The sequence below is a fragment of the Citrobacter sp. XT1-2-2 genome (assembly GCF_023516235.1).
GTDB classification, from domain to species: Bacteria; Pseudomonadota; Gammaproteobacteria; order Enterobacterales; family Enterobacteriaceae; genus Citrobacter; species Citrobacter werkmanii.
The window spans coordinates 3602657-3626824 of sequence record NZ_CP097324.1; the positions used below are offsets into that span (position 1 = coordinate 3602657).

Below are 24168 nucleotides of genomic sequence, written 5' to 3' on the forward strand. Positions count from 1 at the left end.
CGCGCTGCGTCTTATCCGGCCTACACTCGCTCTTTAGTAGGCCCGGTAAGCGTAGGCGCCACCGGGCATTACAGAGTTACTTACGACGCCAGGTGGTGCCCTGCGGACCATCTTCCAGCACGATGCCCATCTCGTTGAGACGGTCACGCGCGGCGTCGGCCGCCGCCCAGTCTTTCGCCTTACGGGCGTCCAGACGCTGCTGGATTAACGCTTCAATTTCGGCGACTTCACCGTCATCCGTCTGCGCGCCGCTTTGCAGGAATGCTTCTGGATCCTGTTCCAGCAAGCCCAGCACGCTGGAGAGTTTACGCAGATGCGCAGCCATACCGTTCGCCGCCGCCATATCTTCACCCTTCAGGCGGTTAACTTCACGCGCCATATCAAACAGCACGGAGTACGCTTCCGGGGTGTTGAAGTCATCGTCCATCGCTTCAATGAAACGCGCTTCAAAGGCCTCGCCACCCGCAGGGGCAACGGATTTGTCAGTGCCGCGCAGCGCAGTGTACAGACGTTCCAGCGCGGAACGCGCCTGTTTCAGGTTCTCTTCGCTGTAGTTCAACTGGCTACGGTAATGCCCCGACATCAGGAAGTAGCGAATGGTTTCGGCGTCGTAGTATTTCAGCACGTCGCGCACGGTAAAGAAGTTGCCCAGCGATTTGGACATTTTCTCGCGGTCAACCATCACCATCCCAGAGTGCATCCAGTAGTTCACGTATTCGCCATCGTGCGCACAGGTGGACTGGGCAATTTCGTTTTCATGGTGCGGGAACATCAGGTCGGAGCCGCCACCGTGAATATCAAAATGGTTGCCCAACTGTTTGCAGTTCATCGCCGAACACTCGATATGCCAGCCCGGACGACCAGCGCCCCACGGAGATGGCCAGCTCGGTTCACCCTCTTTGGACATTTTCCATAGCACGAAGTCCATCGGGTTGCGCTTCACGTCAACCACGTCAACGCGTGCGCCTGCCTGCAGTTGATCCAGATCCTGGCGTGACAACTGACCGTAGTTCGGATCAGTCGGGACATCGAACATCACGTCGCCATTATCGGCAACATAGGCGTGACCTTTGGCGATCAGCTGTTCGGTGATCTCAATAATCTCGGCGATATGATGCGTAGCGCGAGGTTCCAGATCCGGGCGCAGAATATTCAGCGCATCGAAATCGCTATGCATTTCCGCAATCATGCGATCGACCAGCGCGACAAAGCTCTCGCCGTTTTCATTCGCGCGCTTGATGATTTTGTCGTCGATATCGGTAATGTTGCGCACATACTTCAGCTTATAGCCGAGGAAGCGCAGATAACGCGCAACGACGTCGAAAGAAACGAAAGTACGTCCGTGGCCAATATGACAGAGATCGTAAACGGTAATACCACACACGTACATGCCGACTTCCCCGGCATGAATAGGTTTGAATTCCTCTTTTTGGCGCGTCAGTGTATTAAAGATTTTTAACATCGAAGATTCCGTGTAGACGTGTGTGGGTAATAATATCCGTATAATACATATTATTCGTAATCGAAGCAGCACACTTTGCAAGGTGATCGCAGCTTGCGGTTATGCTATAACACACCCCTAACTCTGACCCTTAACAGGGTCGAAGCACCAATCTATCGGAACAGGATGCAAAAATGGTTACTTTCCACACTAATCACGGCGATATCGTAATCAAAACGTTTGATGATAAAGCGCCTGAAACAGTTAAAAACTTCCTGGACTACTGCCGCGAAGGTTTTTATAACAACACCATTTTCCACCGTGTTATTAACGGTTTCATGATCCAGGGCGGTGGTTTCGAGCCGGGCATGAAGCAAAAAGCCACGAAAGAAGCGATCAAAAACGAAGCGAACAACGGTCTGAAAAACACCCGTGGTACGCTGGCAATGGCGCGTACTCAGGCTCCGCACTCCGCAACCGCACAGTTCTTCATCAACGTTGCTGACAATGACTTCCTGAACTTCTCTGGCGAAAGCATGCAGGGTTGGGGTTACTGCGTGTTTGCTGAAGTTGTTGAAGGCATGGATGTGGTTGATAAAATCAAAGGCGTTTCCACTGGTCGCAGCGGTATGCATCAGGATGTGCCGAAAGAAGACGTCATCATCGAAAACGTGACCGTCAGCGAGTAATCGTGGCGACACTGTTTATTGCAGATCTTCACCTCTGCACAGAAGAACCGGCGATCACCGCCGGTTTTCTGCGTTTTTTAGCCGGCGATGCGCGACAAGCCGATGCGCTGTACATTCTCGGCGACCTGTTCGAAGCCTGGATTGGCGACGACGACCCTAATCCACTGCATCATCAAATAGCCGCAGCGATAAAAGCACTGGTTGATTCCGGCGTTCCCTGCTTTTTTATTCACGGCAACCGTGATTTTCTGCTTGGCAAACGGTTTTCCCGTGAGAGCGGCATGACCTTACTGCCCGAAGAGAAAGTGCTCGATCTGTATGGTCGCAAGGTGCTGATCATGCATGGCGATACGTTATGCACCGACGATGCTGGCTATCAGGCGTTTCGCGCCAAAGTGCATCAACACTGGCTACAAAAACTATTCCTCGCCCTGCCATTGTTCATTCGCCAACGTATTGCCGCGAAAATGCGCGCCAACAGCAAAGCAGCCAACAGCAGTAAGTCGCTGGAGATCATGGATGTGAATCAGCAGGCCGTTATTGCCGAGCTGGAAAAACATCAGGCCCAGTGGTTAATTCACGGTCATACCCACCGTCCGGCAGTCCACGAACTTACGGCCAATGGGCAACCCGCCTTCCGCGTAGTATTAGGCGCCTGGCACAGCGAAGGTTCGATGATCAAAGTCACACCGCACGACGTTGAACTGATCGCATTCCCGTTTTAATTCTGCAAATACCCCGTTCCTCTTTACACAAAACTATTCGAGTTGCATCGAGGCGGCAAATCCGTGAATCCCCTGGAGCTGACTAAAGTAAGTGACTGGGGTGAGCAGATGCAGCCAACAAAGAGGCAGCTTGAAGAGTGAAGTGTAAAGCGCGCAATCGTTTTCCTTGACGGTGAATTATGCTATTCTCTGTGCCCTCAAAAGTCGAGTGTAGTGCACCACAGGAGTTTTCAGACGCATGTCTTCCCGCAATAATCCGGCGCGAGTCGCCATCGTGATGGGGTCCAAAAGCGACTGGGCTACCATGCAGTTCGCCGCCGAAATCTTCGAAATGCTGGACGTTCCACACCATGTTGAGGTCGTCTCCGCCCACCGTACCCCAGACAAACTGTTCAGTTTCGCCGAAGGCGCTGAAGAAAACGGTTATCAGGTGATTATTGCCGGTGCCGGTGGTGCTGCACATTTGCCAGGAATGATTGCGGCGAAAACGCTGGTGCCTGTTTTAGGCGTTCCGGTACAAAGCGCAGCGTTGAGCGGCGTAGACAGTCTCTACTCCATCGTACAGATGCCTCGCGGTATTCCGGTGGGCACGCTGGCGATCGGCAAAGCGGGCGCAGCCAATGCGGCCCTGCTGGCCGCGCAAATTCTGGCAACACACGACAACGAATTGCATCAGCGTCTGGCTGAGTGGCGTAAAGCGCAAACCGATGAGGTACTGGAGAACCCGGACCCGCGAGGTGTCGCATGAAGCAGGTCTGTGTACTCGGCAATGGTCAGCTAGGACGCATGCTGCGTCAGGCCGGTGAGCCGCTGGGGATTGCGGTCTGGCCCGTCGGGCTGGACGCCGAACCCGCTGCCGTTCCTTTTCAACAAAGCGTGATTACCGCTGAGATTGAGCGCTGGCCGGAAACGGCGCTCACTCGCGAACTGGCGCGTCACCCGGCGTTTGTTAACCGCGACGTCTTTCCGATTATTGCTGACCGTCTGACGCAAAAACAGCTTTTTGACAAACTCAACCTGGCGACCGCGCCATGGCAACTGCTGGCGGATAAAAGCGAATGGTCTGCGGTGTTTGACAAACTCGGCGAGTTGGCGATTGTGAAGCGTCGCATCGGCGGCTACGACGGTCGTGGACAGTGGCGTTTACGCGCGAATGAAACCGAACAACTGCCAGACGACTGCTACGGCGAGTGCATCGTCGAGCGAGGAATCAACTTCTCCGGTGAAGTCTCGCTGGTTGGCGCGCGTGCGCACGACGGCAGCACCGTCTTCTATCCGCTGACTCATAACCTGCATCAGGACGGCATTCTGCGCACCAGCGTGGTATTTCCGCAGGCTAACGCTAAACAACAGGCGCAGGCCGAAGCGATGCTCTCTGCCATCATGCAGGAGCTGGGCTATGTCGGTGTGATGGCGATGGAGTGTTTCATCACCCCGGAAGGTTTGCTGATCAATGAACTGGCTCCGCGCGTACACAACAGCGGGCACTGGACGCAAAACGGCGCCAGCATCAGCCAGTTTGAACTGCACCTGCGCGCCATTACCGGCCTGCCGTTGCCGACGCCGGTGGTGAACAATCCTTCGGTGATGGTAAACCTGATCGGCAGCGACCTGAACTATGACTGGCTGAAGCTGCCGCTGGTGCATCTGCACTGGTATGACAAAGAGGTACGCGAAGGGCGTAAGGTGGGACACCTGAATCTGAGCGACAGCGATACCGCGCGCCTTAGCGCCACGCTGGAAGCGCTCACTCCCCTGCTGCCGCCTGAATATGCCAGCGGCATCATCTGGGCGCAGTCAAAGCTGAAATAAACCGATACGGGAGGTGCGCCTGCGCACGCCTCCCGTTACTTTTACAGACGAATGCAGGTTCCGGCTTTCCCCGCCAACGTGTCTTCAATGCGAGACAGCGCGCCAATCCACGCGGGTTTTCCACGTCGCTTCACGTATCCGCTTACGGCTGTCACCTTTGGCCCCATCGAACCATCGGCTTTAGCAAACGGAGCCAGTTCATCAGGAGAGGCTTGACGAATCGCACGTTGCTCTGGCGTGCCCCAGTTCTCATAGACCGCATCAGCATCGGTGAGGATAACCAGACCGTCGGCATCGATCTGTTCAGCCAGCAATGCCGCCGCCAGATCCTTATCAATGACCGCTTCAGACCCTACCCCTTCCCCGGTCACCGGCACGCCGCCACCGCCGCTACAAATCACCACATGGCCTTCTTTGAGCAAGAGCTTAATGGCATCGCTTTCGACGATCTGGCGAGGCTCAGGCGAGGCGACAACACGACGCAGGTATTTGCCGTCACGTTTCATATGCCAGCCGTAGGTGGCTTCCAGTTGCGTTTGTTCTTCAGGCGAATACACCGGGCCGATAAATTTTTCCGGCGCCATAAACGCGGGATCGTCTTCAGACACCACAATTCGCGTTAACACTGTGGTCACCGGCGGCATCTCCGGTTCAGCGGTCAGACTTTGCGCCAACATATAACCAATCATGCCCTGAGTCTCTGCCACCAGCACATCCAGCGGGTAAGGTTCAACCTCTTTCCAGGCAAGATTCTGTAACGACAACAGACCAACCTGCGGCCCATTGCCATGTACGATGGCCAGGCGGTACGAACGTGCCAGACGCGCCAGGGCAGGTACGGCGCTGGCAATATTACGATATTGATTTTCTGCCGTCAGCGCCTCGCCGCGCTGCAATAATGCGTTGCCGCCAAGAGCAACAACCAGCGTTTTCATTCCCTATCCTTCTATAATTTGTTGCCCAAGCCAGAACCCCAACAAGGTATCTGCGCCGGAGGTATGCCCGAGCGCCAGCAGCGAATTTATCGCCGCGTCCATCCTTTGGTGTCGGCCCAAAGCATGAGTGAAGTGGAGCAAAGGTGAAGCGAAGTACCCTAATGCCGCGTAGCGTAAGTAGCTCACGCTAACCACAGTCGTCGCCAGTTGAAGATTGCCGGAATATTCAAAGAAACGATGGCCGGAATCCTTATTCAGCGCGCCGAAATACCAGGCGGCCAGCAGCATTCCGGTCAGCGTATCATCATGGCTGGGCGTTAAACCTGGCCCCTTGCCTAACCACTGCCGCCAGTCTGTCGACAAGCCAGCCAGCGCCGAGAAAAAGCAATGGCGGAACTGACGTAACTCGGGGCACAAAGGCAAATTTGCCGCCAGCATTAACGGCCCGAATAATCCCGTTTCCTCGCCGCGATCCATCCAGGCGGATGCAAGGCGCGGGGCATGTGGACGGGACGTTATTTTCAACGAACAACAACGCTGCGGTTGGCGTAACAGAAACGGTCCCAGCACAATCCCCTCGGGGACAGCCTGAGGGGTTTCGCTACCGCTTAACGCCGTACGCAGCGCATCAAAGTCAGGCGCACGGATCACCCATCCTCCCGGGCTAAAACCACTGCCCTGGCGGTGCAGCGTTAACAGTGCGCCCCCTTCGGCCACAAGGTTAATCGAGCGCCGCCAGATCCCGGATAGCTGCCATGACTGGCGAAAATCCGGAGACTGCTGACTGCCCATCAGAGGACGGATGATCATCATGCGCGGCTCTCTTAGCTAATGCCCATACTTTCAGCCAGCGCTTCCAGAGCCAGCTCAAAGCAGGCCAGCGGCGCACGAACGGTGCCCGCGCCGATCTGACCAATACCGGCTTCTTTATGGGCAATACCCGTGTTGATCAGCGGCGTAATACCTGTTTCCACGACGCGACGGATATCAAGACCAAGGCAAGCCCCCTGGAAATCCCAGCCAGGGATCTGCAACTGCATATTGCGTTCCAGATAGATTTCAGCCATCTCCTCGGAAACGGACTTCGCGGCCTCCATTCCTCCGGCGCCGACAAACCGCGTTACGCCAGGGGCCGCGATCATCGCGGCGCCGCCAATCCCAAAGGTTTCGGTGATGGCGCTATCGCCCATATCCGGGTTAGCTTGTTCCTGCGAGAAGCCGGTAAAGAACAGCCCCTGCGGTGTGTTAACCGGCGCGGTAAACCAGCGATCGCCAAGTCCGCTCACCCGGATCCCGAACATGTCGCCATTACGGGTCATTGCGGTCACAATACTGCCGGAACGCACCAGTGCCCCGGCATCCATTGCCGCTTTGCAGTAAGCCATCGCCAGGTTAAGGAAGAACTGGTCGGTCACGCTGAGGAAATCCATCACCTCAGCAATCTGCTGCTTATCATGTTCCAGACGGGCAATTTGCGGCGCCAGGGTTCGCATCAGCAGAGCTGAAGAGGCAATGTTGCGCTGATGGAACTCATCGCCCATCGTAATGCCCTGCGCCATCATGGCGGTCAGATCAATACCCTGTTCCAGATTGGCCAGCGCCGCGCTTAAAACAGGCATCAGGACATCGCGCATCCAACGTAGACGCTGCTGGACATCTTCGCCATACGCGCCGAAGCGCATCACTTTGCCAATCCCTTCGTTGAGATTGCAGTAAGCCCGGTTACCGTCGGTGATATTTTCCACCACCAGCATCGGCATGCTGGCAGAGGTGATTCCCCCCATTGGTCCCACAGCATTAACATGGTGGCAAGGTACGAACCGGACTTTGCCCTGCTCCAGTAAAGCCAGCGCGCTCATCTCATCATTGGCCCACCCTTCAAACAGACATGCACCAATACAGGCCCCTTTCATCGGACCGGTCATTTCTTGCCAACGCATTGGCGGTCCCGCATGCAGCAGCGTTTTCCCTTCATTGAGCTCGCGGATTAATGAGGAGGCAGGTTGCACATCCAGCCAGTGTGGACGCGCACGACGAATTTGTTCGATTACTGCAGCATTGGCTTGCGCCACTGATGTAAACATTGGAACCCCTTATTGCAAACGTTCTAATAAACGAGCCAGTTTCTTATTACCGCCAGCGACAGGCGCCCACTGGTAATGCACCACAGGCATTTCCGCAGCCTGTAAATCCAGTGCAAAACTGCGTAACCCGGCATTGATGACCGCCACTTTTTCCAGTAGCGAAGGTGCGGATTTGTCAGATAACGGTTGAGATGGACGAATCAGTTCGGCGGCAAGCAGCGTTGCCTCGGGCAGTGAATTCACTACGGCAATGCCGGCATCTTCCAGTGTGGCAATCTGCAGTGAGCGACACTGCGGATCGCGTTCTGTACCTGTCACCGTCGCAATCGCATACAGCGGTTGCTCGTGGTCTCGCGCAGCGCACGCCTTCTGCCAGGCCTGAACCAGCGATGCGGCCGGATCTGCCGTCGCGCCGTAACCAATCACGACATCAACTAGCAGCACGCGTACCTGCGGCTGCCCCCCCAGATCCGTAATCAGTTGATTACGTAAGGCAGGGTCAATCATCGGATGCGGCCGCCCGACGGTGTAAAAATCATCCCCCAGATCGATAATCTGGTGCCCGGCGGCATCCAGCATCATGCCATGGTGATGTTGTGCATCCGCGGCGACATTCAGATGGGAGGCCAGCAGCCCAGCGGCTTCGGCGGCCAGCGTACCTCCGGTGTATAACCCTCGGATCACACCGTCTCCTGTGGTTGAAAGCGAGCTGCGTCGCGCCGCGACTCTCGCCAGTAAACAGGCCAGACGGGCCGCATCGTCCAGCGTCGCGGCAAACCAGACATTTTCATCGCGAGCGACCGCGGAGGTGTAACCTAAAAACAGAGCTACCACGGGTTTGCCGGTGGCCTTCATCGCGTTCACGATATGCTGGCGAACAGCCTCCGCCGGCGGTTTCGACACAAAAGCCAACACCTGGCTTTTGTCGTCTGCGCCAAGCATCTCCAGCGCGGTAAGCGCGCTAATCCCCCCCACCTCGGCGCTCAGGTCGCGCCCACCCAGACCGATGGCGTGGGTGATGCCTTCCCCGGCCAGCGCTATCTGTGAACAGAGCTCCTGAATCCCTGTCCCGGAGGCGCCCAGCACACCGATATTGCCTTCCGGCATCACGTTGGCAAAAGCCAGCGGCGTACCCGCAATCATGGCAGTTCCGCAGTCAGGTCCCATCACCAGTAAACCTTTATCCTGTGCACGGCGCTTCAGAGCGATTTCATCTTCCAGGGTAACGTTATCGGAGAACATCATGACGTTCAGGTTGCGATCCAAGGCCTGGTTCGCCAGTTCCGCCGCGTATTCACCGGCAACCGAAATGAGCGTCATATTCGCCTCAGGCAGTTTCTGGCACGCGCTTTCCCAGCGTCTGACCTGCAGGAGCGTTTGGCTACCGCCGGTGGCCTGCGCCAACTGCTGCAACGACTCATCCAATTGTTGCAGAATGGTCTGTGTAATACTTTCATCAGCCGTTTCAGTACGAATCGCCACGCAAATATCGTTTGGCGTCGCATTATTAAAATCGTCATGCCAAAACCCGGTCGTTTCCAGCAATGATTTATTCGCTGGCGTTCCCATCATGACCGATACATCGTCTACATTTTCGGACTCACTCAGCTTGCGTGAAATAATCATTAAACTGACAGAGTCCTGAAAACACCCTTTTTTAATAAAGGCGTGGATCATAACAACCCCTTAATAATTGCACCCATGGCAATTGCACGAGTAGTGTTAATGTGTAGCTCAAGGTATATATCTGGGATCACAAATAGAGTGACTGGCATCACACTGGAATTATTAACAAAATAAATTTAATAACCACCAGAAGATTAAACATTATTTTCTAACGGCATTATTTATTTAAAAAGAAATGGCAAATCCATACTGATTATCAAATAAATTCTAACTATATTTTTTTGTGTGTCTGGATCACATAATCAATTTTTATTCCCGGTATGTTAACGGCAGTCATGCTTCACACCGTCGTTAAAAAGGAAGACAGATGAAAATCAGTCGGGAAACACTCCACCAGCTTATCGAGAATAAGCTTTGCAAGGCCGGACTAAAACGTGAGCACGCCACAACGGTTGCTGAGGTATTGGTTTACGCCGATGCCAGAGGCATTCACTCTCATGGCGCCGTACGCGTTGAATACTATGCTGAGCGCATTTCAAAAGGCGGCACTAACCGCGAACCCACATTTCGTTTTGAAGAAACCGGTCCCTGTACAGCGATTTTGCATGCCGATAATGCCGCCGGGCAAGTCGCAGCAAAGATGGGTATGGAGCATGCCATTAAAATTGCTAAAAAAAATGGTGTCGCCGTCGTTGGCATTAGCCGAATGGGGCACAGCGGTGCCATTTCTTACTTTGTGCAGCAAGCCGCTCGCGCTGGTCTGATCGGCCTCTCCGTGTGCCAGTCCGACCCGATGGTGGTACCGTTCGGCGGCGCAGATATTTACTACGGTACCAATCCGTTAGCCTTCGCTGCGCCAGGAGAAGGCGACGACATCATGACGTTTGATATGGCGACAACGGTGCAGGCATGGGGAAAAGTTCTGGATGCCCGCTCCCGCAACGAGCCGATTCCTAATACCTGGGCAGTCGATAAAAACGGCGCGCCAACTTCCGATCCCTTTGCTGTCAATGCGTTGCTACCTGCGGCCGGGCCTAAAGGCTATGGCCTGATGATGATGATCGATGTGTTATCCGGCATTTTATTGGGATTACCGTTTGGTCGTCAGGTCAGTTCAATGTATGAGGATTTACATGCCGGTCGGAATTTAGGCCAACTGCATTTGGTTATTAATCCCGACTTTTTCTCCTCCAGCCAATTATTCCGCCAGCACCTCAGCCAGACCATGCAAGAGTTAAATAACATTACTCCGGCCCCCGGCTTTAAACAAGTTTATTACCCCGGACAGGATCAAGATATTAATCAACGCAATGCCGCGGTCCATGGTATCGACATTGTTGACGATATTTATCAATACCTGATTTCCGATGCCCTCTATCTCAAGTCATACGAAACAAAGAATCCCTTTGCACAATAATTATTGAAACAGGAATTTCATATGATCAACCATTTTCGTCACGCAATTGAAGAAACCCTTCCCTGGCTCTCTTCCTTTGGCGCGGATCCTACCGGTGGGATGACGCGCTTGCTGTATTCGCCAGAATGGCTTGAAACACAACAGCAATTCAAAAAGCGTATGGACGCCAGTGGCCTGGAAACGCGCTTTGATGAAGTGGGCAACTTATACGGTCGTCTGCTCGGGAGTGAATCGCCGGAACAAGTCATTTTAAGCGGCTCGCATATTGATACCGTCGTCAACGGCGGCAATCTTGACGGCCAGTTTGGCGCGCTGGCGGCATGGCTCGCGGTTGACTGGCTCAAGAGCACCTATGGTGCCCCGCTGAAAACGGTCGAAGTCGTTTCCATGGCGGAAGAGGAAGGCAGCCGTTTCCCGTATGTCTTCTGGGGCAGCAAAAACATTTTTGGACTGGCAAATCCTGATGACGTCCGTAACATCCAGGACGCGAAAGGCACCCGTTTTGTTGACGCAATGAACGCCTGCGGCTTTACCCTCCCCGCAGAGCCGCTTCATGCTCGTAATGACATCAAAGCCTTCGTTGAATTACACATCGAACAAGGTTGCGTGCTTGAAAGTAATGGTCAGTCGATAGGCGTCGTCAGCGCGATTGTCGGCCAACGTCGCTATACGGTAACGCTGAACGGCGAATCCAACCATGCGGGTACAACGCCGCTGAGCTACCGTCGCGATACCGTTTACGCTTTCAGTCGCATCTGCAGCCAGTCTATCGAGAAAGCCAAAAAGCATGGCGATCCTCTGGTACTGACCTTTGGTAAAGTAGAGCCACAGCCAAACACCGTCAACGTGGTGCCTGGAAAAACGACCTTCACGATCGATTGCCGTCATACCGATGCCGACGTACTGCGTGATTTTACTCAGCAACTGGAAAACGACATGCGCGCCATCTGTGATGAAATGGATATCGGTATTGATATCGATTTGTGGATGGATGAAACGCCAGTCCCGATGGACAGTAAACTGGTCTCCACCCTTACCGAACTGTGTGAAAAGGAACAACTGAACTACCGTGTCATGCACAGTGGCGCGGGCCATGATGCGCAGATTTTTGCCCCTCGTGTACCGACCTGCATGATTTTCATTCCCAGCATTAACGGTATCAGCCACAACCCCGCTGAACGCACAAACATTAACGACCTTGCCGAAGGGGTCAAAACTCTGGCATTAATGCTTCATCAACTTGCCTGGCAGAAATAAGGAGCCATTCATGGGATATCTGAATAACGTCACGGGTTATCGCGATGATTTACTGGCTAATCGCGCAATTGTAAAACACGGTAACTTTGCCCTGTTAACCCCGGACGGACTGGTTAAAAATATCATTCCGGGTTTTGAAAACTGTGACGTCACCATCCTCTCAACGCCAAAACTGGGCGCGTCATTTGTTGACTATCTGGTGACCCTACACCAGAACGGCGGCCACCACAGCGGTTTTGGCGGCGAAGGTATTGAAACGTTCGTGTATGTTATTTCCGGCAAAGTTGAGGCAAAAGCGGAAGGTAAAACATTTGCTTTGTCTCAGGGCGGATATCTGTATTGCCCGCCAGGTGAACTGCTCACCTTTAATAATGCCCAGACAGAAGACAGCCAACTGTTTTTATACAAACGGCGTTATACGCCGGTGGCCGGCCATTCGCCATGGCTGGTCTCCGGTAATGCCAACCAGTTAGAACGTATTCATTATGAAGGCATGGATGACGTAATCCTGCTGGATTTCCTGCCTAAAGAATTAGGCTTCGATATGAATATGCATATTCTGTCATTCGAACCCGGCGCCAGCCATGGTTATATCGAAACGCACGTACAGGAACATGGGGCTTATATTCTCTCAGGCCAGGGCGTTTATAACCTCGATAACCAATGGGTCCCGGTGAAAAAAGGCGACTACATCTTTATGGGCGCGTACTCCCTGCAGGCGGGTTACGGCGTGGGGCGTGGCGAAGCATTCAGCTATATCTATTCCAAAGATTGCAACCGGGATGTAGAGATTTAACGGCGAACAGCCCGCCTGATAATTTTTTATTTAGCTATGTTGGGTTTTGCCACGGTTAACACCGTGGCTTTTTTTATGCTTAACGCAGATTCATCGCCTGACCGAGCTTCATCGCGCAAGCAATATTACGCGCGCAGTAATAAAGGTTGGTTTCACCGCTCGCCAGCACTTCCGCCAATGGCGCGAGTCGCGGCAAAATACTGAACACCGCATCAATACCATGATCGTGAACCACCTCCACGCCTTCCCCCAGCACCCCGGCGATACCAATAACCGGAACATGATGCTGCATAGCAACAGAAGCAACACCGATTGGCGCTTTTCCCCCGACCGTTTGCGAATCAATACGTCCCTCGCCGGTGATGACCAGCGATGCATCTTTGATGGACTGATCCAGTTGCACAGCCTGCAGCACAATTTCAATCCCTGGTTTCATGATGGCCTGCAGAAAGATAGCCGCGGCGATGCCCATTCCGCCCGCCGCCCCACCGCCCGCAACCTGAGAGACCTCTTCACCGGTCAACGCTTGCAGCACATGCGCGTAGTTGAGTAACCCTTCCTCCAGTTTCTCAACCATTTCCGGCGTCGCCCCCTTCTGCGGACCAAATACCCTTGCCGCGCCGCGCGGGCCAACCAATGGGTTGTCCACATCACAAGCGACTTCGATCCGACATGCTGTCAGCCGCGGATCGCACTGTTGCAGGTCAATGCTCGCGAGGCGAGACAAGCTACCGCCTCCCGCCCTCAATGATGCCCCTTGCGCGTCAAGAAACCGCACGCCCAGCGCCTGAGCCATCCCCATGCCGCCATCAACTGTCGCACTCCCGCCGATACCGAGGATAATATGACGAATACCGGCATCCAGCGCATGCCGAATCAGTTCGCCAGTACCGTAACTTGACGCCAGCAGCGGATTACGCGCCTGCGGTTCGACGAGCATCAGTCCACTCGCCGCAGCCATTTCAATAATGGCGGTCTTTCCATCACCGGTCAGGCCATAAAATCCCATGACCTTTTCCCCCATCGGCCCACAGACCTCCAGCGAGACCACTTTTCCACCAGTCGCCGCCACCATGGCATCCACGGTCCCCTCCCCGCCATCCGCAATAGGCAAACAAATATATTCTGCATCCGGGAATATGCTTGAGAATCCAGCTTTAATTGCCTGGCAGCATTGTTCGGCGCTTAAGCTCTCTTTAAACGAATCTGGCGCAATTACAATTTTCATCATTAATCCTTTTCATCCTGTTATTTAATGCGTTCCCATGGAATGAGGTTTTCCATAAGCACTGCCAGTAAAATCCCCACCAATAAGCCATTGCTCAGTAATGGCCGAATAGTCAGTGGAAGATCTTGTAAATAAACCGGTGGCAGCCCCATCAAAAAAATGCCCACAAACAGCGGGAGTGCCAGCCGATAAATATTTCGTGCGGTAAAGGTGATTTGCTGGCTGAAAACCAGACCGGAATAGAGCAACGGCAGATAAGAGACCAGCATAACGGCACTGCTGATCGCCAGTGGAATGGCGCAGAATAAGCGGGTTAGCGGCGTTACTATCGCCACCAATAAACATAATACGCTGCCGTAAATAAATGATTTTCGCGAGCTGTCGCCAGTTTGTGTTAACAGCCCGATAGAGGAGACAAAAGGTGAAAATGGAATCACGGCAAAAGGCACTGTCACCAGCGTCATAAAACCGGAAATGATAAAGCTACGACGATAACGCGAGCTGCTGGAGCCTTGATGCGCATAAAAGACGTCCGTGCCGCGCACCGCGCCATAGGTATTACTGATATTCACCAAACCGGTGATAACCGCCGTCAGGATAATACCGGGTAACAGCCTGCCATGACTGCCTAACGGGAACCACTGCCAGCTTAATTCACCAGACGGCAAAGACGTTGATGGAAAGCACAATCGCCAGAGTCCCCATCCCACTACCGCCCCCACCAGCAGGGCATAACGGGAGATCCGCTGCGGTAAAAAAATGATCATCGCAAGGATGAAGCACATCACGCCAACCGCCAGGCTAAAAGGCGCCAGTTGAATTTTGACGCTGGTGTCAGCAATGCCAAAAGGCAATCCCAACATGCCCTTAAAAAAGATAGTGGTGAGCTGAGCGCCCAACAGCAGCATAAAAAAGACCATCACCGTTGGGGTAAATAGCCGGGCCAACCGGTGTCCTAAGCCGCTAAAGCCGATAATCATCGTCAGCACAGCGGAAATGACAATCCCGACGCTCAGACTGGTGGCGATATCATTGAGCGGTGTCCCGCGTGACGCCTCAGCCAGGGTAATTGTCAGAATGGTGCCCCACCATAAACCGGTAGGCCCTTCCATAATGGCGCGACGATGGCCACAAATAACCTGCGCAAGGCAGGCCAGCGATGTCGTGAAAAAAGCGTATTGCGTGAGCATTAACAGATTGCTCGCGGGGAGATGAAAAGCAGAAACCAGCGTTGGGGGGACCACGACCGTATTGCAAAAAATAAAGAAAAACCACTGAAAGCCAGATAGCAAACTTTCGCGGTTAATAACAGGAAGCATATTCATACCTTAAAATAGAGAATGCCCGCCAGCATGACGGGCATTAATTCGCATCACATTATTGTTGATGTTTAAGGATAAATTGACCTTTTGGCGCTACCGGGAATCCCTGCTCGATGTCATAGATAACATCCCCGCGAAGAATAGTTTTCGTAATGCGCGCGCCAATCGTCCGGCCAACATACGGGCTGACTTTGTGACGGTATTCCAGGTCTTCGTTTTTCAGAACGTAGTTGCTGTCCGGTTGAATAAAGACGAAGTCAGCATCTTTACCCGGGGCAATACGTCCTTTCTGTTTCAGGCCAAAAATATCTGCGGCGTTGGTTGCCATCAATTTAGCGAATAGCGGCAGCGACATACCGCGTTTTTGCACGGCCTCATCAAACATGACGTCCATGCAGCTCTGCAGTCCGGCAATGCCGCCCCACGCCTGCATGATATTGCCAGCCTTCATTTCTGGTGGGCATGGCGAGTGGTCGGAAACCAGGCAGTCAATCTCACCATTGAACAGTTTTTCCCACATGCCTTGTTGATTCTGTCGATCGCGGATCGGCGGAGAACATTTTGCCAGCGTGCCAATCTCTTCAAACTGATCGGTATCCAGCACAAAATAATGCGGGCAGGATTCGCAGGTCACATCCTGGCCTTCCTGGCGGGCACGGGTCACTTCTTCCACGCCTTCCGGGCTGCTGATATGGCAAACGTGCAGGCGGCAACCGGCGACTTTCGCCAGATACAGCACGCGGCGAATAGCTTCCACCTCAGTGAAAACCGGACGTGAAGCCACATAATCATGTGCCGTCACACGGCCTTCGCGTTTAGCTTCCTCGCCAAGCTCGTCGCAAATGAGTGCATTTTCGCAATGCACCAGCACCGTCTGGTCCATTTCTGCTAACTTCTGCGCGCCTTTGTAGAACTGCCAGTCGTTAACGTCACGGAAGTCATTGTCGATTCCGCGATCGCCACAGGTGGCAACGAAGCATTTGAAACCGACGACACCAACCTCATCCAGCTCGTGCAAACGATCAAGGTTGTAAGAAACCAGACCGCCAAGCTGCGCGGCATCAATGGTCAATTTGCCTTTTGCCGCATCAAATTTAAGTTCGATGGTTTCGCGATCCACCGTCGCGGGCAGCTGGTTGAGAGGCATTTCGATCATTGTGGTGATACCGCCTTTTGCCGCGGCACGCGTTCCGGTCTCATAGCCTTCCCAATGTGTACGCCCCGGCTCAGAGATATGGGTATGCGCATCGACCATGCCCGGTGAAACCACCAGACCTGTCGCATCCATTACCTGCTTTGCCTCCCCAAGATTCTCGCCAATGGCGGCGATTTTTCCTGCCTGGACGGCAATATCAACAATACGAGCTTCATTTTCTAAAATAACAGTACCGTTCTTAATAATTAAATCAAAAGACATAACGAACTCCTTGTATGGATACAGATAGTTTTTATAAATAACGCACGCTTACACCTACGTTTACTGATTTCATTACAACTGACCTGTTGCTTTTTCTACTGCGGCAGGTTGTCCAACCGTTCTTTTTTTCAGTAAGGCATATGCCACAAATGCGACAATAACCCCAACAAACCACGACACTCGCGATAACGGTTCAAGCAATGGAATAAACTTTCCACCCAGTGAAAGAATTACCGCCACTAACGTTACGGAGAATGCCGTCAGGTTAAATCCATTATCATAATATTGGTAATTACCACTGGCGGTATATAATTCATCAAGATTAATCTTGCCACGCATAACGACAAAATAGTGCGCTAACATAACACCAATAACAGGACCGAGCATACCGCCGATGATGTCCAGAAACAGATAAATACTGCTCTGATTTTCCATAAGCTTCCATGGACAAATCAGTAAGCTAATAATACTGGCAATCAACACACCTTTTTTATATGTTAGTTTTGTTGGCGCAATTGCGGCAATCTGATAACCAGCCGGGATAATATTACCCGTAGCGTTTGTTGAGATTGTGGTCATCAGAATAACCAAAACTGCGAAGAATGAGGCAAACAGACTGTCCCAACGCTGTACGATATCCAGCACATTCCAGGTATCCATTCCATAATGAATACTGGCACCGGCAATAATACACACGCTGGCAATCGCAAATAACACGTACGCGACAATGAGACCCAGAGTCTGGCCTAACGCCTGTTCACGAAATGAGTGGGCATTTTGCGTAAAGTCCGATGCGCTCACCGCCGGAGCGGCCCATACCGCAACCACGGCGTTAATCACTACCAGGAACAGGAATCCGCTGTTTCCCGCTTTTTGCACACCGCCCGGAATGTAGTCCAGAATGGGGCCAATCCCTACCAGGGATATCGCCCAGATAGCCATTCCGCCAAAAACGATATAAATGCAAGGGTTCAGGATCGCAGTAAATTTATTTAATACTTTACCACCGCCAAAACCGATACCAACGTTAATCAGCCAAAAGATAAGAAATGTGATTAACCCCGGCAGAGACAACCCCAGTAGTGTAAAATCACCGCCCAGCGTTAAAAACCCAGGCCATATCTTGCCAATCAGAATAAGAAAAGCCAGCGATCCGGCATAACATTGCAGCCCGAACCACATAATTGCCGCAATCCCGCCTCTTAATAATCCCGGGAAAAGCGCGCCACGTACACCATACGAGCCACGCAGAATCATTGCAAAAGGTACACCGTATTTACTTCCGGCGGCGCCGTTCATAACCATGACTAATGCAATAAACAATGCACTAATAATAATAGCCAGCATAATACTGAATGTGGACAGCCCGAGAATGAAGAACCCGCCAACCATAACATAATTAGGTACGTTATGTACTGACCCCATCCATAAAGTAAAATAGTTAAATGTTTTCCAGTTTCGTTGTGCTGCCGTTTTCGGTAATAAGTCGTCACTATAACCACGTTGTTGGTATAGATCTCTTTGCTGTTCCATAAATCCCTCTTGTCACGTATCGGATAACGTTGTAATGGGTTTAGCTATGTGGAACAAAAACAATATATTAAGTAATGCAAATAGTTTTAATTATATTTTTATGCTGAAGCAGTAACTGGTGTTGCTTTCTTTTTATATAACGTCACGCCGGCAAAAATAAGCGTTCCGGTAACAACCAGACAAGCCGAGATGACAAAGCTTATCTCTTTTGAGCCAGTCAAATCGGAAATAAATCCGGTTAACGTTGGCGCAATAACGGCTGAACTCATACCAAAGAAGTTAAACAGGCTAAATGCTCTGCCCAACGTTTTCGCCGACGCCTGCTCAGACACGAAGGAGATCAGGATGGGATCCACCGCCATTTTTCCCAGTAAACCGTACAGGGTCAGGCTGACCATCAACATCGTGGTATTCGGCGATAACACCGTAAACACCAGCATTGCGGCGGCCATAATTTCCAGCCCAAGAATGACTTTGACTTTGCTGTTACGGAATTTATCGGACAGATGGCTGAAGAACAACGCACCGGGAACCCCCACCACGGCGACCAAAGCCGAGGCAACCCCAATCGCGCCACCATCAAATCCCCTTTCAGTCTGTAGATAGGACGGAAGCCAGGTCACAATCAGGTAATAGCCATAACAGGTACAGAAATAGAGGAAGTAGACGCTGCATAACAAACCCGAAAACAGCGGCGGACTTTTCTCTTCTGTCATCGTTGTCGTCTGCGTTTTTTGCTCTGACACCGCCGTTTCGCTTTTTGCGTTACCGCGGATAACCAAAGTAAATACGCACAACATCACCACCAACACAGCCGCAACCAGGAACAACACGTTTTGCCAGGCCATGCTCATGCTTTTAACCAACACGCTGGAGCCGATTAAACCGATCCCCATCCCAATCGCAGAGCCGCTATTAATAATGGCGTTTGCCAGTGCCCGGCGAGCCTGCGGGACATTTGCCGAAGAGAGAGAATACGCAGAACTAAAGAAAGAGGCGCAGCCCGCTCCTGCCATCAGCGAACCGGCATAGATCATCACCAGTCCCGTGGCTTTTGCAATACTGAGCGTACCAATAATAAAGAGCGTAAACCCACACATCAGCATAATTTTCTGGCCAAGCTTATCGACCAAAATTCCGCAGGGAATTTGCATACTGCAATAGGCGAAAAAATAGAAACTGGCGATGGCGCCAATTTCAGCATTGCTGACATTGCCCAGGGAAGCCTGAATCTCAGGATAAATAGGGGTTAATACGGTGCGATAAATCCATATTGCGACCCAACCCAGACTCATTACGACGACGATCTTCTTCCAGTATTCAATACCGGATGTATTTTTTTCACTCATGACATGCACCTTTCCAAAGTGTGTCTGATTAAAATGTATCGCTGCAGGATTGCAGCGATACCAACGATCATGACAATTTATGATTAGCCATTAATTCCAGGGCCTGAACCATTGCCGAGTGATCCAACTGGCTTCCACCATTCGCGGCGCAGGTATTAAATAACTCCTGACAAGTTGCCGTATTAGGCAAATTCAATGAGAGCGCCTTGGCACTTTGTAATGCAAGGTTGAGATCTTTTTGATGCAGTGCAATTTTGAATCCGGGATCAAAAGTGCGCTTAATCATGCGCTCACCATGTACTTCCAGAATACGAGATGAGGCAAACCCGCCCATTAATGCCTGACGCACGCGAACCGGATCTGCGCCCGCTTTAGAGGCAAATACCAGCGCTTCAGAAACGGCTTCAATATTTAAGGCCACGATAATTTGGTTAGCCACTTTACAGGTTTGGCCATCACCATTCCCGCCCACCAGAGTGATATTTTTTCCCAGAATATCAAAGAGCGGTTTCACCCGTTCAAATACTTCAGGTTCACCGCCAACCATAATGGACAGCGTCCCTTCACGAGCGCCAATTTCCCCGCCGGACACGGGCGCATCCAGATAATCCCCGCCAAGTTCATTAACCTGCTGAGCAAAACGCTTGGTTTCGATAGGAGAAATAGAACTCATATCGACAATGGTTTTTCCCTGCAATACAGTTTTAGCGCATCCGTGTTCACCAAAAAGCACTTCTTCAACCTGCGGCGTATCCGGCACCATGATGAATATAATATCTGCGAAATCAGTCACCTGACGCGCAGTTTCAACATTAACCGCCCCCAGTGACAGCAACTCTTCAGCCACCGGTCCAATGGTCGTGACATGTAATTGATGTCCGGCGCGAGCCAAATTAATCGCCATTGGCGATCCCATAATACCCAGGCCAATAAATCCCAGTTTCATTTGCAACCTCTTTTATATCTGTCGGTATTCCTGAATTCAGGCAAAACGATTCCCTTCCAACAGAGTGGAAAAAATAGTGTTGCCTGAAATTACTTACAAATTATCGATACTGATTAATCCACGATAATCCTGCTTCGGTGGTCGTCAGCGGCTTATATTCGCAGCCTACCCACCCGTCATAACCTGATTTATCAATAAACTTAAAAATAAAGTCATAATTGATTTCCCCGGTCCCTGGCTCTCCGCGACGAGGGTTATCTGCAATTTGCAAATGACCTATTTTATTTGCCCACGTGGTCATGGTCTGGGTTAATTCCCCTTCCATGCGCTGCATATGATAAATGTCATACTGAATTTTGATATTATTGCATCCGACGCTATCAATTAACGCTAACGCCTGATGCGTACCGGTGAGAAAGAAACCAGGAATATCAAAATGGTTGATCGGCTCAATCAGCAATAAAATATCTTCTTTCGCTAACATGTTGGCCGCATAGCGCAGATTTTCCACCAGCGTTTGCTGGATCTGTTCAGCCGAAAAACCCGCCGGTGTTTTACCTACCAGGCAATTGATTTTTGTATTGCCCAGCCCCTTCGCATAGCGAATAGCCGCGGCCACACCATCACGAAACTCTTCTTCGCGCCCCGGAATACAGGCGATACCACGTTCACCCGCAGCCCAATCTCCGGCGGGGAGATTATGCAACGTATGCTCCAGCTTGTTGGTCTGCAGTTTTTCCTTTAAGACGTCAATGTCGTAATCGTAGGGAAACATAAACTCTACGCCACGAAACCCCGCTTGCGCCGCTTTGTCGAAACGCTCAAGGAAACTGTATTCCAGAAACAGCATGGAAAGATTGGCTGAGAACCGTAACATCTGTCACCTCCTCTATTCATATTTCATAAAACAGGTTTCGGTTGGCGCATCAACTGCACCGTCTGCAACCTCTTCAAACTCGGTCACGTTATCCAGCTCGCTACCCATCGAGATATTGGTCACTCGTTCAAGGATCACTTCGACAACAACCGGAACGCGATACTGCGCCATCAGGACTTTGGCTTGCTCAAACGCCGGAGCGAGATCTTCAGGTTTGAAGACGCGAATAGCCTTACAACCTAATCCCTCTGCCACTTTGACGTGATCGACGCCATAGCCGTTTACTTCGCTGGAGTTGATATTTTCAAACGCCAGTTGGACGCAGTAATCCATATCAAAAGCACGCTGCGATTGACGAATCAGGCCCAGATAGGCGTTGTTGACCAGCACATGGATGTAAGGAATATTGAATTGCGCGCCTACCGCCAGTTCTTCAATCAGGAACTGGAAGTCAAAATCCCCCGAAATCCCGACGACATTGCGTGTTGGGTCGGCAACACAAACCCCTAATGCCGCAGGCAGCGTCCAGCCGAGAGGGCCTGCCTGGCCGCAGTTGATCCAGTGACGCTCTTTGAACACATGCAGCATTTGCGCAGCGGCAATTTGTGATAATCCGATGGTGGTGACGTAGCAAACGTCGCGACCAAAGGCTTTATTCATCTCTTCATAGACACGCTGTGGTTTCACCGGGACATTGTCGAAGTGGGTTTTACGCAGTAACGTCCGCTTACGCTGTTGGCATTCATCAACCCAGCTATTCCGGCAAGGTAAACGTCCGGCTTTCTGCATTTCCTGAGCGACGTCAATCAGCAAGGTCAGCGCGGCTTTGGCATCGGAAACAATGCCCAAATCCGGGCACAGAACACGGCCAATTTGCGTCGGTTCAATGTCGATATGAATGATTTTGCGCCCTTCGGTGTACTTCGAGACCGAGCCGGTGTGACGGTTAGCAAAACGGTTACCAATACCGAACACCATATCAGAAGCAAGCAGCGTGGCATTTCCGTAGCGGTGCGCGGTTTGTAGCCCGACCATGCCAGCCATTAACTCATGATCGTCAGGGATACATCCCCAGCCCATCAACGTGGGGATAACCGGTACATGGGTCAGCTCCGCAAAACGTTGCAGCAGTGCGGAAGCATCAGCATTAATCACCCCGCCCCCCGCTACGATAACCGGACGTTCCGCCTGGATTAGCATTTCCAGCGCTCTCTCAATTTGCTTGCGGCTGGCGGCAGGTTTGTAGACCGGCAACGGCTCATACATGTCGGGATCGAATTCGATTTCTTCAACCTGGACATCAAAAGGCAAATCGATCAGCACCGGGCCAGGGCGACCTGAGCGCATGACGTGGAATGCCTGCTGTAAAACCCGTGGCAGCAGTGCCGCTTCACGTACTGTTACCGCCATTTTGCTGACCGGTTTGGCGATAGATTCAATATCGACAGCCTGAAAATCTTCCTTATGCAGGCGGGCACGAGGCGCCTGGCCGGTGATACATAAAATAGGAATAGAGTCGGCAGAGGCGGAATACAGTGCAGTGATCATGTCAGTTCCAGCCGGGCCTGAAGTGCCAAGGCAGACGCCAATGTTGCCTGCAGCGGCACGCGTATAACCTTCCGCCATATGGGAGGCGCCTTCAACGTGGCGAGCCAGAATGTGACGGATGCCGCCGTGATTACGCATTGCGGAATAGAACGGGTTGATTGCCGCTCCAGGCACGCCAAATGCGGTGGTGATACCTTCTTTTTCCAGCACATACATTGCCGCGTCAACGGCTCTCATTTTTGCCATTTTCTTTCTACCTCTATTTATTGGAAAATTTTTCCAACTTTAAAAAAATCCAAAAAAGTCCCGCTCCTCTGAGCGGGTTGCGACTTAAGCTACGGGTGCTTTTAACCCAAGCGCCGTACTGATATCTCGTGCTGTATCCCGTACCAGCTCCCCCTGACTAATAAAACGATCTTCCGTCAGTCTGGATGCGGGCCCCGAAATAGAGATGGCAGCCACTACACTGCCTGCATCGTCATAGATAGCCGAAGCGATGCAATTCAATCCAACAACATGTTCTTCGTGATCAACGATATAGCCATTCTCGCGCGCCTGTTCCAGATTACGCAGCAGAGTAGGAAAATCCACCAACGTGTTCGGCGTAAACTGCTGCAAACCCGTTTTCACGACAATGTCCATTAACTCTTCTTCCATCAGCGGATAAAGCAGTGCTTTCCCCGCACCGGAAGCATGCAACGGCATACGGCTGCCCAAAGGTGCACACATCCTGACCATCGATTTGCACTCCTTCTGGCCAATCAGCACCGCTTCAGTGCCATTACGAATCGCGACATTCACCGTTTCGCCTGACAGCAGCATTAATCGGTGCATAAATGGTCCGGCTACCGACAGGACGTCGCGATTATGAATATACGCGGAGCCCACATTGAAGACGCCTAAACCGATATGCCACCATCCTAACTGACTGTCCTGATAGACAAAATCAGCCCCCTGTAAAACCTTTAGCAGGCGAAAAGTCGTGGAGAGCGGTAAATCCAGACTGCCGGAAATATCGCTGACTGACGAACTCCCCCCACTTCTTTCGAGATACTGCAAAATCGCAATACCTCTTTCGAGCGCCTGAGCGCCTTTCTGCGCAACCGGCTCCGTCTGTCCAGGCCTGCCGCGCCGTCTTACTTCCGTCTCCACTACATTTACTCCGG

General features: G+C 51.9%; 21 protein-coding genes. 7 read left to right on the forward strand and 14 right to left on the reverse strand.

Annotated features, from left to right (window positions below):
• Positions 1–76: 76 nt before the first annotated feature.
• Positions 77–1462 (reverse strand): cysteine--tRNA ligase, encoded by a 1386-nt coding sequence (gene cysS, locus M4I31_RS17265; protein WP_085047594.1) that lies wholly within the window; start codon positions 1460–1462, stop codon positions 77–79.
• A gap of 173 nt (positions 1463–1635) precedes the next feature.
• On the opposite strand from cysS, the gene ppiB reads away from it, so the two are divergent.
• The 4 genes from ppiB (at position 1636) to purK (ending at position 4667) form a co-directional block, all read left to right on the forward strand.
• Positions 1636–2130 (forward strand): peptidylprolyl isomerase B, encoded by a 495-nt coding sequence (gene ppiB, locus M4I31_RS17270; RefSeq protein WP_003021875.1) that lies wholly within the window; start codon positions 1636–1638, stop codon positions 2128–2130.
• 2 nt (positions 2131–2132) lie between these two features.
• Positions 2133–2855: a UDP-2,3-diacylglucosamine diphosphatase gene (gene lpxH, locus M4I31_RS17275; RefSeq protein WP_069323999.1), complete on the forward strand. Its 723-nt coding sequence runs from the start codon at positions 2133–2135 to the stop codon at positions 2853–2855.
• Positions 2856–3093: 238 nt separating this feature from the next.
• Positions 3094–3603: a 5-(carboxyamino)imidazole ribonucleotide mutase gene (gene purE / locus M4I31_RS17280; protein WP_038638478.1), complete on the forward strand. Its 510-nt coding sequence runs from the start codon at positions 3094–3096 to the stop codon at positions 3601–3603.
• Positions 3600–4667 carry a 5-(carboxyamino)imidazole ribonucleotide synthase gene (purK, locus tag M4I31_RS17285; protein WP_085047595.1) on the forward strand — a complete coding sequence of 356 codons (1068 nt, stop codon included), beginning with the start codon at positions 3600–3602 and terminating at the stop codon, positions 4665–4667. Before purE ends, purK begins: the two co-directional genes overlap by 4 nt.
• Positions 4668–4708: 41 nt before the next feature.
• On the opposite strand, the gene M4I31_RS17290 is transcribed toward purK, so the two are convergent.
• The 4 genes from M4I31_RS17290 to M4I31_RS17305 are packed head-to-tail and all read right to left on the reverse strand — an operon-like array spanning position 4709 to position 9363.
• On the reverse strand, positions 4709–5602 hold the full coding sequence (locus M4I31_RS17290) for a carbamate kinase (protein ID WP_085047596.1): 894 nt from the start codon (positions 5600–5602) through the stop codon (positions 4709–4711).
• 3 nt (positions 5603–5605) lie between these two features.
• A complete protein-coding gene (locus tag M4I31_RS17295) occupies positions 5606–6415 on the reverse strand; it encodes a DUF2877 domain-containing protein (protein ID WP_085047597.1) in 810 nt (269 codons plus the stop codon).
• 11 nt (positions 6416–6426) lie between these two features.
• A complete protein-coding gene (locus M4I31_RS17300) occupies positions 6427–7686 on the reverse strand; it encodes a DUF1116 domain-containing protein (protein WP_038638468.1) in 1260 nt (419 codons plus the stop codon).
• A gap of 9 nt (positions 7687–7695) precedes the next feature.
• The gene (locus tag M4I31_RS17305) at positions 7696–9363 is read right to left on the reverse strand and encodes an acyl-CoA synthetase FdrA (RefSeq protein ID WP_085047598.1); all 1668 of its coding nucleotides are present in this window, start codon (positions 9361–9363) and stop codon (positions 7696–7698) included.
• 316 nt (positions 9364–9679) lie between these two features.
• Here M4I31_RS17305 and allD point away from each other — a divergent pair, with 316 nt between their 5' ends.
• The 3 genes from allD to allE are packed head-to-tail and all read left to right on the forward strand — an operon-like array spanning position 9680 to position 12782.
• On the forward strand, positions 9680–10729 hold the full coding sequence (gene allD / locus M4I31_RS17310; RefSeq protein ID WP_069323995.1) for an ureidoglycolate dehydrogenase: 1050 nt from the start codon (positions 9680–9682) through the stop codon (positions 10727–10729).
• A gap of 21 nt (positions 10730–10750) precedes the next feature.
• Complete coding sequence (allC, locus tag M4I31_RS17315; protein WP_061381596.1) at positions 10751–11986, forward strand: allantoate deiminase; 1236 nt, start codon at positions 10751–10753, stop codon at positions 11984–11986.
• Between the two features lie 10 nt (positions 11987–11996).
• Positions 11997–12782 (forward strand): (S)-ureidoglycine aminohydrolase, encoded by a 786-nt coding sequence (gene allE / locus M4I31_RS17320; protein WP_085047599.1) that lies wholly within the window; start codon positions 11997–11999, stop codon positions 12780–12782.
• A 79-nt stretch (positions 12783–12861) separates the two neighbouring features.
• Here the strand turns inward: allE and glxK are convergent, their stop codons facing one another.
• The 9 genes from glxK to allR all read right to left on the reverse strand — a co-directional run bounded on the left by glxK (position 12862) and on the right by allR (position 24154).
• Positions 12862–14010, reverse strand: coding sequence for a glycerate 3-kinase (gene glxK, locus M4I31_RS17325; protein ID WP_085047600.1), 1149 nt, complete (start codon positions 14008–14010; stop codon positions 12862–12864).
• Positions 14011–14030: 20 nt separating this feature from the next.
• On the reverse strand, positions 14031–15329 hold the full coding sequence (locus tag M4I31_RS17330) for a uracil/xanthine transporter (RefSeq protein ID WP_085047601.1): 1299 nt from the start codon (positions 15327–15329) through the stop codon (positions 14031–14033).
• A 58-nt stretch (positions 15330–15387) separates the two neighbouring features.
• Positions 15388–16749, reverse strand: a complete 1362-nt coding sequence (gene allB / locus M4I31_RS17335; RefSeq protein WP_085047602.1) for an allantoinase AllB — start codon at positions 16747–16749, stop codon at positions 15388–15390.
• Between the two features lie 72 nt (positions 16750–16821).
• Positions 16822–18282, reverse strand: a complete 1461-nt coding sequence (locus tag M4I31_RS17340; RefSeq protein WP_085047603.1) for a putative allantoin permease — start codon at positions 18280–18282, stop codon at positions 16822–16824.
• A 98-nt stretch (positions 18283–18380) separates the two neighbouring features.
• A complete protein-coding gene (locus tag M4I31_RS17345; RefSeq protein ID WP_085047604.1) occupies positions 18381–19631 on the reverse strand; it encodes an MFS transporter in 1251 nt (416 codons plus the stop codon).
• Positions 19632–19698: 67 nt separating this feature from the next.
• Positions 19699–20577: a 2-hydroxy-3-oxopropionate reductase gene (glxR, locus tag M4I31_RS17350; protein WP_085047605.1), complete on the reverse strand. Its 879-nt coding sequence runs from the start codon at positions 20575–20577 to the stop codon at positions 19699–19701.
• 100 nt (positions 20578–20677) lie between these two features.
• Positions 20678–21454, reverse strand: coding sequence for a hydroxypyruvate isomerase (gene hyi / locus M4I31_RS17355; protein WP_085047606.1), 777 nt, complete (start codon positions 21452–21454; stop codon positions 20678–20680).
• Positions 21455–21466: 12 nt separating this feature from the next.
• Complete coding sequence (gene gcl / locus M4I31_RS17360; protein WP_038638436.1) at positions 21467–23248, reverse strand: glyoxylate carboligase; 1782 nt, start codon at positions 23246–23248, stop codon at positions 21467–21469.
• Positions 23249–23332: 84 nt separating this feature from the next.
• Positions 23333–24154 (reverse strand): HTH-type transcriptional repressor AllR, encoded by an 822-nt coding sequence (gene allR / locus M4I31_RS17365; protein ID WP_038638433.1) that lies wholly within the window; start codon positions 24152–24154, stop codon positions 23333–23335.
• Positions 24155–24168: the final 14 nt, after the last annotated feature.